The organism is Pseudomonas sp. Z8(2022) (assembly GCF_025837155.1).
Lineage (GTDB): Bacteria > Pseudomonadota > Gammaproteobacteria > Pseudomonadales > Pseudomonadaceae > Aquipseudomonas.
On record NZ_CP107549.1, the window covers coordinates 3,585,858 to 3,598,950 of the forward strand.

12 protein-coding genes are annotated in these 13,093 nt (G+C 65.5%); 7 read left to right on the forward strand and 5 right to left on the reverse strand.

Annotated features, from left to right (window positions below):
• Nucleotides 1-12: 12 nt before the first annotated feature.
• The gene (gene ada, locus OEG79_RS17185) at nucleotides 13-1,041 is read left to right on the forward strand and encodes a bifunctional DNA-binding transcriptional regulator/O6-methylguanine-DNA methyltransferase Ada (RefSeq protein WP_264148744.1); all 1,029 of its coding nucleotides are present in this window, start codon (nucleotides 13-15) and stop codon (nucleotides 1,039-1,041) included.
• 160 nt (nucleotides 1,042-1,201) lie between these two features.
• Here ada and OEG79_RS17190 read toward each other — a convergent pair whose 3' ends face one another.
• Complete coding sequence (locus OEG79_RS17190; protein WP_024306949.1) at nucleotides 1,202-1,753, reverse strand: DJ-1 family glyoxalase III; 552 nt, start codon at nucleotides 1,751-1,753, stop codon at nucleotides 1,202-1,204.
• Between the two features lie 199 nt (nucleotides 1,754-1,952).
• Between OEG79_RS17190 and OEG79_RS17195 the strand changes: the two genes are divergently transcribed.
• The 4 genes from OEG79_RS17195 (at nucleotide 1,953) to OEG79_RS17210 (ending at nucleotide 6,054) form a co-directional block, all read left to right on the forward strand.
• Nucleotides 1,953-3,242 carry an NCS2 family permease gene (locus tag OEG79_RS17195; RefSeq protein WP_264146157.1) on the forward strand — a complete coding sequence of 430 codons (1,290 nt, stop codon included), beginning with the start codon at nucleotides 1,953-1,955 and terminating at the stop codon, nucleotides 3,240-3,242.
• Nucleotides 3,243-3,425: 183 nt separating this feature from the next.
• A complete protein-coding gene (gene trmA, locus OEG79_RS17200; protein ID WP_264146158.1) occupies nucleotides 3,426-4,514 on the forward strand; it encodes a tRNA (uridine(54)-C5)-methyltransferase TrmA in 1,089 nt (362 codons plus the stop codon).
• A 197-nt stretch (nucleotides 4,515-4,711) separates the two neighbouring features.
• A complete protein-coding gene (locus OEG79_RS17205) occupies nucleotides 4,712-5,146 on the forward strand; it encodes a DUF411 domain-containing protein (RefSeq protein WP_264146159.1) in 435 nt (144 codons plus the stop codon).
• Between the two features lie 47 nt (nucleotides 5,147-5,193).
• Complete coding sequence (locus OEG79_RS17210; RefSeq protein WP_264146160.1) at nucleotides 5,194-6,054, forward strand: neutral zinc metallopeptidase; 861 nt, start codon at nucleotides 5,194-5,196, stop codon at nucleotides 6,052-6,054.
• A gap of 8 nt (nucleotides 6,055-6,062) precedes the next feature.
• Here OEG79_RS17210 and OEG79_RS17215 read toward each other — a convergent pair whose 3' ends face one another.
• From OEG79_RS17215 to OEG79_RS17225, 3 genes are all read right to left on the reverse strand, one after another.
• On the reverse strand, nucleotides 6,063-7,232 hold the full coding sequence (locus tag OEG79_RS17215) for a Bcr/CflA family multidrug efflux MFS transporter (protein ID WP_264146161.1): 1,170 nt from the start codon (nucleotides 7,230-7,232) through the stop codon (nucleotides 6,063-6,065).
• 89 nt (nucleotides 7,233-7,321) lie between these two features.
• A complete protein-coding gene (locus OEG79_RS17220) occupies nucleotides 7,322-10,456 on the reverse strand; it encodes an efflux RND transporter permease subunit (protein ID WP_264146162.1) in 3,135 nt (1,044 codons plus the stop codon).
• Nucleotides 10,457-10,461: 5 nt separating this feature from the next.
• Nucleotides 10,462-11,610: an efflux RND transporter periplasmic adaptor subunit gene (locus OEG79_RS17225; RefSeq protein WP_264146163.1), complete on the reverse strand. Its 1,149-nt coding sequence runs from the start codon at nucleotides 11,608-11,610 to the stop codon at nucleotides 10,462-10,464.
• Between the two features lie 123 nt (nucleotides 11,611-11,733).
• On the opposite strand from OEG79_RS17225, the gene OEG79_RS17230 reads away from it, so the two are divergent.
• On the forward strand, nucleotides 11,734-12,354 hold the full coding sequence (locus OEG79_RS17230; RefSeq protein ID WP_264146164.1) for a TetR family transcriptional regulator: 621 nt from the start codon (nucleotides 11,734-11,736) through the stop codon (nucleotides 12,352-12,354).
• A gap of 12 nt (nucleotides 12,355-12,366) precedes the next feature.
• Here OEG79_RS17230 and OEG79_RS17235 read toward each other — a convergent pair whose 3' ends face one another.
• A complete protein-coding gene (locus OEG79_RS17235; RefSeq protein WP_264146165.1) occupies nucleotides 12,367-12,564 on the reverse strand; it encodes a heavy-metal-associated domain-containing protein in 198 nt (65 codons plus the stop codon).
• A 113-nt stretch (nucleotides 12,565-12,677) separates the two neighbouring features.
• On the opposite strand from OEG79_RS17235, the gene OEG79_RS17240 reads away from it, so the two are divergent.
• A complete protein-coding gene (locus OEG79_RS17240; RefSeq protein ID WP_264146166.1) occupies nucleotides 12,678-13,070 on the forward strand; it encodes a hypothetical protein in 393 nt (130 codons plus the stop codon).
• Nucleotides 13,071-13,093 lie beyond the last annotated feature (23 nt).

Sequence of the window (13,093 nt, forward strand, 5' to 3'; positions counted from 1 at the left end):
AAGGGCTGCCCCATGCTCGATCAGGAACGCTGCTGGCGGGCTGTCTGCGAGCGTGACGAGGCGTTCGACGGTCGCTTCGTCTTCGCCGTACGCAGCACCGGCATCTATTGCCGGCCGAACTGTCCGGCGCGGCGACCGCGGCGTGACAATGTCAGTTTTCATGAAAATTCAGCGAGAGCCGAAGCGGCTGGCTTTCGCCCCTGCAAGCGCTGCTCGCCACAAGGCCAAAGCCCGGCACAACAGCTCGACGCGCTGGTCACGGCCGCCTGCGAACTGCTACGTGGCGAACAGCGCCTGACACTGGCGCAACTGGCCGCACGTATCGGCCTGTCGCCATCGCACCTGGCCCGCGCATTCAAGGCGCGCACCGGGATGACGCCCAATGCCTGGGCGGCGGCGCAGCGCCGGCAGCGTCTGGAGGCCCGGCTACCCGAGGCGGGCAGCGTGCTCGATGCGGCCCTGGCCGCCGGTTACTCCGGCACTCGCGCCCTGTATGAAAAACCTCAGGCCCTGACGCCCGCGCAACGCCGCCAACGAGGGGCCGGCGAGCGCCTGCGTTACAGCATCGCCCCCTGCCCGCTTGGCCAGGTGCTGCTGGCCACCAGCGACAAGGGCGTCTGTGCGCTGCTGTTCGGCGACGAGCCCATGGCCCTGCGCGAAGAGCTGCAGCAACGCTTTGCCGCGGCGCAACTGGAAGAGGATGAGACAGGCCTGCGCAACTGGCTGCAGCAGATCCTGGCGCAGTTGGAGGAGCCCGAGCGCGCCGCCCGCCTGCCGCTGGACATTCGCGGCACGGCCTTTCAGCAGCGCGTCTGGCAGGCGCTGCAGGACATTCCTCGCGGCGAAACCCGCAGCTACACCGAGCTGGCCGGGCAACTCGACAGTCACCCCCGTGCGGTTGCCCGTGCCTGCGCCAGCAACGCCATCGGCCTGCTGCTACCGTGCCACCGCGTGGTGGCCGGCGATGGCAGCCTCAGCGGCTACCGCTGGGGGCTGCAGCGCAAGCGCCAACTGCTAGAGCAGGAAAGCCAGGAGACATAGCCCGTGCGGGCGCTTCAACTCGCAGGGTGGGCTTCAGCTCGTAGGGTGGGCTTCAGCCCACCAGTCCTGGACCGCGCGTTGCGTAACCCGGATGCAATCCGGGGAACATCATGGCCAGCGCCCCGGATTTCATCCGGGCCACAGAGTCAGGTCGCGTCCTCTACACCAGCATCGCCTTGGCCACCTCGCTGCGCGTGCCACGCCCGACCAGACGCTCGACCAGGGTCAGCGCAAAGGCCAGCGCGGTTCCCGGCCCCTGGCTGGTGATGCAGTTGCCGTCGACCACCACGGCCTCGTCGACGAAGGTGCAACCGCTGAGACGATCACTGAACGCCGGGTAGCAGGTCATGCGCCGCTGCCTGAGCACGCCGTAATTCTGCAACGCCAACGCCGGTGCGGCGCAGATGGCGGCGAACAGCTCACCGGCCTTGGCCTGCCTGCGCACGCGCTCGGCCAGCGGTTCGAACTCGGCCAGGCGCTGCGCGCCAGGCATGCCACCGGGCAGGACGATCAGGTCGAAATCCTGGGCCAGCACGTCGACCAGCATGGCGTCGGCCGTCAGACGCGTGCCACGGGCGCAGGTGATCATCCGCCGCTCTTCGATGCTCGCCACCAGCACCTCCACATCGGCGCGGCGCAGCACGTCGATCAGGGTCACGCATTCCAGATCCTCGACACCATCGGCGACGGCAATCAGTGCTCGCTTGCTCATTTTTCAACTCCTTCAGGCACAGAACGAAACTGTCCGGCCGGTCATGAAAAGGCCGAAAAGACCATAAATTCACCCGGAAAAACCTTGCTGGTATGATGCGCGGCTTTTGCGAGACCGAGCAATTTTCCGGCCCGTACGGACGAATGTGCTTTGCTGTCTGCAGACCAATTTCGGCGCGTTCGCGCCTCGGGGAGCCACCATGCTGGAAAGACTGTTCCAACTCCAAGCCCACAACACCAACGTGCGCACCGAAGTGCTCGCCGGTGTCACCACCTTTCTGACCATGGCCTATATCCTGTTCGTCAACCCGAGCATCCTCGGCGAGACCGGCATGGACAAGGGCGCGGTGTTCGTCGCCACCTGCCTGGCCGCCGCGTTCGGCTCAGCGGTCATGGGCATGATCGCCAACTACCCGATCGCCCTGGCCCCCGGCATGGGCCTGAACGCCTTCTTCACCTACACCGTGGTGCTGGGCATGGGCCACACCTGGCAGGTGGCCCTCGGCGCGGTGTTCCTCTCGGCGTGCCTGTTCTTCCTGCTGTCGATCTTCAAGATCCGCGAGTGGATCATCAACAGCATCCCGCTGGAACTGCGCTCGGCCATCGCCGCCGGTATCGGCCTGTTCCTCGCGCTGATCGCCCTGCAGAACGCCGGCATCGTCGTCGCCAACCCGGCCACCATGGTCGGCATGGGCGACATGGGCTCGCCGCAGGCGCTGCTGGCGATCCTCGGCTTCTTCCTGATCATCGGCCTGGAGGCCATGCGCGTGACTGGCGCGGTGCTGATCAGCATCCTGGTGGTCACCGGCCTGAGCATCCTGCTCGGTGTCAGCGAGTTCGGCGGCATCGTCTCGATGCCACCGTCGCTGGCCCCCACCTTCCTGCAGCTGGACATCCTCGGCGCGCTGGACGTGGCCCTGATCAGCGTGATCTTCGCCTTCCTCTTCGTCGACCTGTTCGACAACTCCGGCACCCTCATCGCCGTGGCCAAGAAGGCCGGCCTGATGCGCAAGGACGGCCATCTGCCGAAGATGGGCCGCGCCCTGATCGCCGACAGCACCGCGGCGCTCGGCGGCTCGCTGCTGGGTACCAGCACCACCACCAGCTATATCGAATCGGCAGCCGGCGTCAGTGCCGGCGGGCGCACCGGCCTGACCGCCATCGTGGTGGCCATCCTGTTCCTCTTTGCCCTGTTCTTCGCCCCGCTGGCCGGTAGCGTGCCGGCCTTCGCCACCGCCCCGGCGCTGCTGTTCGTCGCCGTGCTGATGGCCTCGGGCATGGCCGAGATCGACTGGGACGACATCACCGTCGCCGCCCCCGTGGTGGTTACCGCGCTGGCAATGCCGCTGACCTATTCGATCGCCACCGGTATCGCCTTCGGCTTTATCACCTGGGTCGCTGCCAAGACCCTGGCCGGTCGCGCTCGCGAGCTGAACGGCATGCTGGTGGCGCTGGCGGTGTTCTGCGCAATCAAGCTGGCGCTGTTCTGATCGAAGTGGGGCGCGCCGTCATGGCCGCCCCAGTTTGCCGGCTCATGGTGGATGAGCAGAGCGTCATCCACCCTACCTCCAGCCAGCAGTGCCCGTCGGGGCAGCACACCGACAAGCAACTCAAGGCACGGCGGCACCGGCTCCGTTACAATGGCGCCCCGTTTTCCTGTCCATGAGTGACCAATGAGCCGCCCCGCATTCGACCCCGCCACCTACGACGCCCAACTCGCCGAGAAGAAGGCCCGCCTGGTCGAACTGCTCGGCCCTTTCGCCGCACCGGAGCCACAGGTGTTCGATTCGCCGCGCGAGCACTACCGCCTGCGCGCCGAGTTCCGCCTGTGGCGCGAAGATGGCCAGCGCCACTACGCGATGTTCGCTCCAGGCGACAAGCACACGCCCATCCTGCTCGACGACTTCCCCATCGCCAGCCTGCGCATCAACGAACTGATGCCGCGTCTGCGCGCCGCCTGGCAGGCCAGTGAGGCGCTGTCGTTCAAGCTGTTCCAGGTCGAGTTCCTCACCACCCTGGCCGGCGATGCGCTGATCACCCTGGCTTACCACCGTCCGCTGGACGAAGCCTGGCAGGCCGCAGCAGAAAAACTGGCCGGCGAACTGAACGTCAGCCTGGTCGGCCGCTCCCGCGGCCAGCGCCTGGTGATCGGTCGTGACTACGTGGAAGAAGAACTGAACGTGGCCGGACGCAGCTATCGGTACCGCCAGCCGGAAGGCGCCTTCACCCAGCCCAACGGCCGGGTATGCGAGAAGATGCTGGGCTGGGCATACGACGTGCTCGGCCAGCGCGACGACGATCTGCTGGAACTGTACTGCGGCAACGGCAACTTCACCCTGCCGCTGGCCACCCGCGTGCGCCGCGTGCTGGCCACCGAGATCAGCAAGACCTCGGTGAACGCGGCCCTGGCCAACCTGGCCGACAACGGCGTGGATAACGTCGAGCTGGTGCGTCTGTCCGCCGAGGAACTGACCCAGGCCCTGAACGAGGTGCGCCCGTTCCGCCGCCTGGCCGGTATCGACCTGAAGAGCTACGAGTTCGGCAGCGTCTTCGTCGACCCGCCGCGCGCCGGCATGGATCCGGACACCTGCGAACTGACCCGCCGCTTCCAGCGCATCCTGTACATCTCCTGCAACCCGGAGACCCTGGCCGCCAACATCGCCCAGCTCAACGACACGCACAAGGTGACGCGCTGCGCGCTGTTCGACCAGTTCCCCTACACCCACCACATGGAAGCGGGTGTGTTGCTGGAAAGGCGCTGAGAATCAGGCCGCCTGCGAGTCGTCCGGCAAGGCGATGGTTTAGCCAGTGGGCGACAGCACCAGGGCATGGCCTCTTTCCGCGGCAAGTCGCAACGCCTCCAGGCATGGCTGCCACCCGTCGCGACGCATGGTCGCAATCACTTGGGCCATGCCTGCCGCGGCGCTATGCTGAGCCCTCGTTTATCCGGAGCCCTGCCATGCGTCGTTCCCTGCTCGCCCTCTTCCTCGTCACCGGTCTGGCGCATGCCAGTGAGTCTCTGAGCATCGATGTGCACCGCGACGCCAACTGCGGCTGCTGCAAGGCCTGGATCAGCCATCTGCAGGACAATGGTTTCACCGTCAACGACCACGTCGAGGCCGATATGAGCACCGTTAAGCAGCGCCTCGGCGTACCGCCACGTCTGGCGTCCTGCCACACCGGAGTGATCGACGGCAAGTTCGTCGAAGGCCATGTGCCGGCCGCCGACATTCTCAAGCTGCGCGAGCGTGCAGACCTGATCGGCGCCGCCGTACCCGGCATGCCCATGGGCTCGCCGGGCATGGAATATGGTGACCGTGTCGACGCCTATCAGGTCATCGGCCTGGATCGGGAACGCAATGATCAGTTGCTCAGCGACTATCCGACCAACTGAGCCGGACCCGGCTAAACTGCGCAAATAATCAATCAGGGAGAGCGGCCATGCGCTGGCAACGCGGTAGACGCAGTGACAACGTGGTGGACGCACGCGGCCGTTCCGGCACGCGCATGGGCGGAGGACTGAGCCTGGGCGGCGTGGCGCTGATCGTTATCGTTGGCCTGCTGACGGGCCAGGATCCGCTGCAGATTCTCGGCCAGATCGCCGGCCAGGCCACCCAGCCGCAGGTCGCCCAGACCCAAAGCGCACCGCCGGCCAACGACCAACAGAGCGAGTTCGTCCGCGCCATTCTGGGCGATACGGAAGACACCTGGCGCGCGCTGTTCCAGCAGGCCGGCCAGCAGTATCGCGACCCGCAGCTGGTGCTGTTCTCCGGCGGCGTCAATTCGGCCTGCGGCTTCGCCAGCTCGGCGGTCGGCCCCTTCTACTGCCCAGGCGATCAGCGCGTGTATCTGGACATGGCGTTCTTCCGCGAAATGGAACAGCGCTTCTCCGCTGCCGGCGACTTCGCCCAGGCCTACGTGATCGCCCATGAGGTCGGCCACCACGTGCAGACGCTGCTAGGTGTTTCGGCCAAGGTCAACGCGGCGCGCCAGCGCGGCGAACGTGTCGAGGGCGACGGCGGCCTGCTGGTACGTCAGGAGCTGCAGGCCGACTGCCTGGCGGGCGTCTGGGCGCACCACGCGCAGCGCCGGCATGACTGGCTGGAGGCAGGCGACCTGGAAGAGGCACTGAATGCCGCCAGCGCCATCGGCGATGACCGCCTGCAGAAGCAGGCACGCGGCCAGGTAGTGCCGGACGCCTTCACCCACGGCACCTCGCAGCAGCGTGTGCGCTGGTTCAGCACCGGCTTCGAGAGCGGTCAGCCGGGGCGCTGCGACACATTCAAGGCGACCCGTCTGTAACGCGCGGCTCAAACCACGAAGCGCTTGCTCCACCAGGCGAAGCCACAGGCGACAGCACCGCACAGGGCGATCACCAGTGCCATGGGCATGGCCGAGCCATCGTGCAGGAAGGCCACCAGTGCCGACGCGCTGGCCGCCACACTGAACTGCATGCTGCCGAGCAACCCGGACGCGCTGCCGGCATGACGGCCCTGCCCGGCCATGGCACAGGCCGTGGCATTGGGCAGCACGCAGCCAAGGCTGGCGACGCAGATGAACAGCGGAATCATCAGCGGCCACAGTTGCGTCGGTTGCCACAACGCCAGCGCCAGCAGGCACAGACCACTGATCAGGTATACCAGCACCATGCGCCGCAGCCACAGCGCCGGCCCGCCGCTACGCACCAGGCGTGCATTGACCTGCGCCATGATCACGAAACCCGCGGCATTGCTGCCGAACAACCAGCCGTAGTGCTCGGCCGGCACCCCGTAAAGCTCGATGAAAATGAAAGGCGAGCCGGCGATATAGGCGAACATGCCGGCCATGGCGACACCTCCGGCCAGGCTGTAGCCCATGAACGGCGCATTGCCCAGCAACGCGCGGTACTGGCCGAACGCCCCGCTCAAAGGCGCCGGTTGCAGATTCTGCGGGCGCGTCTCCGGCAGCCACAGCAGCACAGCGAGCAGACACAACCCGGCGAAGACCGCCAGGCTGTGGAAGATCGATGGCCAGCCCAGGGTGTTGAGCAACAACCCGCCCCCCAGTGGAGCGAGAATCGGCGCCAGCCCCATCACCAGCACCAGTTGCGAGAACACCTTGGCCGAAGCCAGCGGGTCGCACAGGTCACGCACCACCGCGCGGGTAATGACCATGCCGGCACAACCGCCGAGGGCCTGCACGAAACGGGCGGTCACCAGCCATTCCAGGTTCGGCGCCAGGGCGCAGGCCAGCGATGCCACGGTGAACAGGGCCACCCCGACCAGCAGCGGCACACGGCGACCGAAACGGTCCGCCAATGGCCCGTAGAACAGCTGACCAATGGAGATACCGACGAAATAGGCCGCAAGCGACAGCTGTACATGTTCGACATCGGTGCCGAACTGCCGAGCCAGGGTGGGAAAGCTCGGCAGGTAGAAATCGATGGCCAGGGGTCCGAAGGCGCTCAGCGCGCCCAGAATCAGAAGTGTTCGCAGATTCATGAATAGTCCGGTTTTTTATTAGCCGGCTAATCATCTCACCGACCCGGCCGCTGGCGAAAGCGCGGGTCGCCTTGCGACGACCCCGTGGCTCAGTGCGACTCAGTCTGCCCGGTCTTGCCGCGTCGGCTCATGCGCTGCGCCGCCGACTCCACCAGCAGGTAGAACATCGGAATGAAGAAGGTAGCCAGCAAGGTGGCTGCGAGCATGCCTCCGATCACCCCGGTGCCGATGGAATGGCGACTGGCAGAGCCGGCGCCGGTGCTGATGGCCAGCGGCACGCAACCGAGAATGAAGGCCAGTGAGGTCATCACGATGGGGCGGAAGCGCAGCTTGGCCGCCTCCAGCGCCGACTCGAAGATGCCCTTGCCCTCGGCGCGCAACAGCACGGCAAACTCGACGATGAGAATGGCGTTCTTCGCCGCCAGGCCGATCAGGGTGACCAGGCCGACCTGGAAGTACACGTCGTTCTGGATACCGCGCAGCCACACCGCGAGAATCGCCCCGAACACCGCGAAAGGTACGGCGGTGACCACGGCCAGCGGCAACGTCCAGCGCTCGTACTGCGCCGCCAGGATCAGAAACACCAGAATCAGGCCGAAGACGAAGGCCTGCGCACCCGAGCCCTGGGTCGCCAGCTCCTGATAGGCCGAGCCGATCCAGCCCAGGCTGTAGTCCTCGCCCAGCACCTCGTCGGCCACTTCCTGCATCGCCGCCAGCGCCTGCCCGGAGCTGTAGCCCGGTGCCGGACCACCGAGCACCTTGGCCGACGGATAGACGTTGAAGCGGTCGTAGGAATCCGGCCCGAGAATGCGCCGCACCCGCAGCAAGGTCGACAGCGGCACCAGATCGCCACTGCTGGAGCGCACATAGACCTGACCGAGATCCTCCGGCTTGCGGCGGAACTGCGACTCGGACTGCAAGCTGACCTGCCAGGTACGCCCGTAGAGGGTGAAGTCGTTGACGTAGTAGCTGCCGAAGGTCGCCTGCATGGCAGTGAACACGTCGCTGACGCTGACGCCCAGCGCGCGGGTCTTGGTGCGGTCCAGGTCGATGTAGTACTGCGGCACGTTGGCGCTGAAGGTGCTCTGCACCCCGGCCAGCTCCGGCCTCTTGCCGGCAGCTTCGACGAAGGCCTGCACCTTCTCGCCGAGTTTCTCGACGCTGCCGCCGGAGCGGTCCTGAATATAGGACTCGAAACCACCGGTGGTGCTCATGCCGGTGATCGGCGGCGGGTTGAACGACAGCACCAGACCATCCTTCTGCGCGGCGCCCATGCCCATGAACGTCCGCGTCAGGTTGCGCGCATCGAGCTCGTCGGTGGTGCGCTCGCTCCAGTCCTTGAGCGGCACGAAGGACACCCCGGCATTGCTGCGCACGCCGAAGGTGAGCACGTCGAAACCGGCGAAGGTCACCACATCCTGCACAGCCGGGTGCTCCATCAGTTGCTGGCTCACCGCCCCGGTCAGGGCTTCGGTGCGATTGAGCGACGCGGCCGGCGGCAGGTAGTAGGCATTGATCACATAGCCCTGGTCCTCGTCGGGTACCAGCGAACCGGGCACCCGCGCGAACAGCAGCAGGACCAGCGCGATCATCCCGCCAAACAGCAGCAGGCCGACCACCGAACGCTTGAGGAAGAAGCGCACGCCGGCGCCATAGCCTTCGGTGGCCTTGTCGAAGAAGCGGTTGAAGACGCGAAACGGCGCGGCCGGCTCGTGGTGGCCGGGCTTGAGCAACAGAGCACAGAGCGCAGGCGACAGGGTCAGGGCGACGATGCCGGAAATCACCACCGATACTGCGATGGTGATCGCGAACTGCTTGTACATCTGCCCCGCCAGGCCGCCGAGAAAGCCCACCGGCACGAACACCGCGCAGAGCACCAGGACGATGGCGATGATCGGTCCGGTGACCTCCTCCATCGCCTTGATCGATGCCTCGCGGGCGTTCAGCCCCTGGGTACGCATGACCCGTTCGACGTTCTCGATTACCACGATGGCATCGTCCACCACGATGCCGATGGCCAGCACCATGCCGAACAGGGTCAGCAGGTTGATGGAAAAGCCCAGCAGGTACATGCCGGCGAATGTGCCGACCAGCGACACCGGAATCGCCAGCACGGGAATCAGCGTGGCACGCCAGTTCTGCAGAAACACGAAGACCACCAGCACCACCAGCAGCAGGGCCTCGAAGAAGGTGTGGATCACCTCCTCGATGGAGACCTGGACGAATTTGGTGGTGTCGTAGGGGATCTTGTAGGCGATGCCTTCGGGGAAGCGCTTGCTCAGCCGCTCCATGGTGCGCTCGACCGCTTCGGCAGTATCCAGCGCGTTGGCGCCAGGCTGCAGGTAGATGCCGAAGGCGGCGTTCTGCTGGCCGTTGAGGGTGGTGACCAGCGAATAGTCCTGCGCCCCCAGTTCGACCCGCGCCACATCCTTGAGCAGCAGGCTGGCGCCGGTATCGCCGGTGCGCAGGATGACGCTCTCGAACTCCTTCGGGTCAGTGAAACGGCCCTGGGTGGTGACGGTGTAGGTGAAGTCCTGCGGCTCCTTCAGTGGCTGCTGGCCGAAGCTGCCGGCAGCGAACTGCGAGTTCTGCTCGCGGATGGCGTTGACCACGTCGGTGGGCGTGAGGTTGTACTGCGCCAGCTTGTCCGGGCGCAGCCAGATGCGCATGGAATAGTCCTTGGAGCCGAACTGGCTGGCATCGCCCACGCCTTGAAGACGCTTGAGTTCATCGATGACGTTGATCAGCGCGTAGTTGCTGATGAAGATCGGATCGCGCGAGCCATCCGGCGAGTAAAGGGTGATCACCTGGAGGATGTCGGAGGATTTCTTCTCCACCTTCACGCCCTGGCGGCGCACCTCCTCCGGCAACTTGGCCAGCGCCGCCTGCACCTTGTTGTTGACGTTGATGGTGGCCTGGTCCGGGTCGGTGCCGACCTCGAAATACACCGTCAGGCTCATCGCCCCACTGCTGGATGAGTTGGACAGCTGGTAGATCATGTTCTCGACGCCGTTGATCTCCTGCTCCAGCGGCGCGGCCACGGTTTCGGCGATGACCTGTGAGCTGGCACCGGGGTAGGCGGCGGTCACCGACACCTGCGGCGGCAGGATTTCCGGATACTGGGCAATGGGCAGCGAGCGCATCGCGGCCAGACCGGCAAGGACGATGACGATGGAGATGACGGTGGCGAATACCGGACGGTCGATGAAGAAGCGCGAGATCATGGCCGTTACTCCTGCGCCACACTTGCTGGCGCGGCTGCCTTCGCCTCCTCGACCTTGACCGGGGTGTCCGGCCGCACCTTGGGCAGGCCGTCGACTATCACCCGATCTCCATCATTGATGCCGGAGAGGATCAACCAGCGCCCTCCGGCGGTGTCGCCCGTGGTGACCTGGCGCATGCGCGCGATGTTCTGCTCGTCCACCACGTAGACGAAAGTCCCGCGCGGCCCCTGAGCGACGGCGCGTTCCGGCACGGTGATGGCGTTAGGGCGGGTCAGGCCCTTGACCTGCACCCGCACGAACTGGCCGGGCAGCAATTTCTGCTCCGGGTTCGGCACCACGCCACGGGCGCTGACGGTACCGGTGCCGCGGTCGATCAGGCTGTCGGTGAAATCCACCTCACCCGCCGTCGGATAGGTCGATCCATCACCGAAATGCACTTCGACACTGAGCTTGCCGCTGCTCGGCGGCACCAGATTGCCAGCGGACAGATCGCGACGCAGGCGCTCGGCCTCGGCGTCCGGGTAGGCGAAGTTGACGAAGATGGGATCGAGCTGAGTGATCTGCGTCAGCAGGCTGGCACTGGGGTCGCCGGCGACGATCAGGCTGCCTTCGGAGACGCTTTCCTTGCTGGTGATGCCGGTGATCGGTGCCCTCACCGTGGTGTAGTCGAGGTCGATCTGCCGTGACTGCACTTCGGCCTGGGCCGCCTCGATATTGGCCTTGCTCTGCTCGAAGTTGGAAATGGCGTTGTCCAGCTCGCTCTCGCTGGCGAAGCCCTTCTTCTGCAGCTCGCGAATGCGCTTGAGGTCACGATCGGTCTGGCGATAGCGCGCCTGCTCCTGCGCCAGCGCCCCCTTGGCGCGCGCCAGGGCAGCTTCGTAGGGGCGCGCATCGATGCGAAACAGCACCTGGTCCTTCTGGACCCGGCTACCCTCCTGATAGGTACGCTCCTGCAGGATGCCGCCAACCTGAGCCCTGACCTGCACTTCGCGATAACCGGTGGTTCTTGCGGGATACTCCAGCACGACGGGCAGCTCGCCGACCTTGACCTGTTCGACCGTCACCGCCGCGGGTGGGGCGTCTGCGGCATGCACCCCCAGCGCGAAGATGAATGTTGCAGTCAGGCAGAATCGATCCAGACGAACAAACGGCATGAGGCATCCTCTCCATGGCGATACGCAAAGCAGAAGCAATACGACGAAGCATGCCACCAGCAGGCGGGGCAAAATCGGTAAACTCGACACCCACTGAGCCTAGCTCCAATTGCCCGGATCGCCATGCGTAAAACCAAAGAAGACGCGGAGAAGACCCGTAGCGCCATCCTCGCGGCGGCGGAACAGTTGTTCCTCGAGCGCGGGGTGGCCCACACCAGCCTGGAGCAGATCGCACGGCACGCAGGGGTGACACGCGGGGCGGTCTACTGGCACTTCCAGAACAAGGCGCATCTGTTCCACGAAATGCTCAATCAGGTACGTCTACCGCTGGAGCCCCTGGCCGAGCAGCTGGCTACAGTCGATGGTCTGTCATCCCTGCAACTGCTGCGCGATCTGTGCATCGAGGCCATGGCCAACCTGGTGCTGGATCAACAGCGCCGACGCATCCTCACCGTACTGCTGCGCCGCTGCGAGTTCACCGAGGAACTGCGCGAGGCCGAAGAACGTCACGAGACCTTCATCAACCAGTTCATCGCCTTGTGCGAACAGCAGTTCGCCCTGCCGGCAGTGCAAACGCATCTGCAGCCGGGCATCACCCCGCGCCTGGCCTCACGTACCCTGCATGCGCTGATTGTCGGCCTGTTCAGCGACTGGCTGCGCGATCCCAACCTGTTCGATGCGCAGACAGATACCCCGGCGATGATCGACAGCTGCTTTCGCGGCCTGCTGCGGCAGTGGCCGTAGCCGCCTCTGGTTCTACGCAGGCTCGACCTCGTAACCCTCGTCACGAATGGCAGCCTGAATCTGCGTGGCATCCAGGTCGCTTTCCACACGCACCATCCCTGCGGCCAGATCGACCTCGACCCTGGCCGTCTGCTCCAGCGCCTGGATCGCCTGGGTGACGGCCCGCACGCAATGGCCGCACGACATTCCGCTAACCTTGAATTGCTGCATCTGCTGACTCCTTCAAGCAATGAACGATGGGTGTAGTCTCGACCTTGCCACGATGGCAAGGTCAAGCCCGGCCTTATCCGATCGACCCCGGTTTCTGCATGAGGACCACCACCATGCGCCTGCCCTTCCCTGCCTTCGCCGTGCTGCTGACGCCTCTGGCTCTGGCCGAACCCCTGGCACCGCTGCCTTCCACGACACAGGGCGAGGGGTACGCAGTACTGATCGTCTCGCGCGAACGCCTGGAAGTGGCGACTACCTGCGAGGTCGCACTGTATGTGCATGACCAGATGGCTGCACGCCTGCATCAGGGCCAGTCGGTGTCCTTCAACCTGCCACCGGGCATGGTTTCGCTGCGTCTGGGCCTGACCGGCTCCGGCCCGTGCCGGGACGGCGTCACCCAGCTGAGCGGGCAATCGCTGGAACTGCAAGCCGGCGAAGTACGTCGCTACCGCATCGCCATGAGTAGCGACGGCCTGCGACTGCATGCCGCGCCTGCACTGAACTGAATGCTTGACCTTGCCATGGGGTC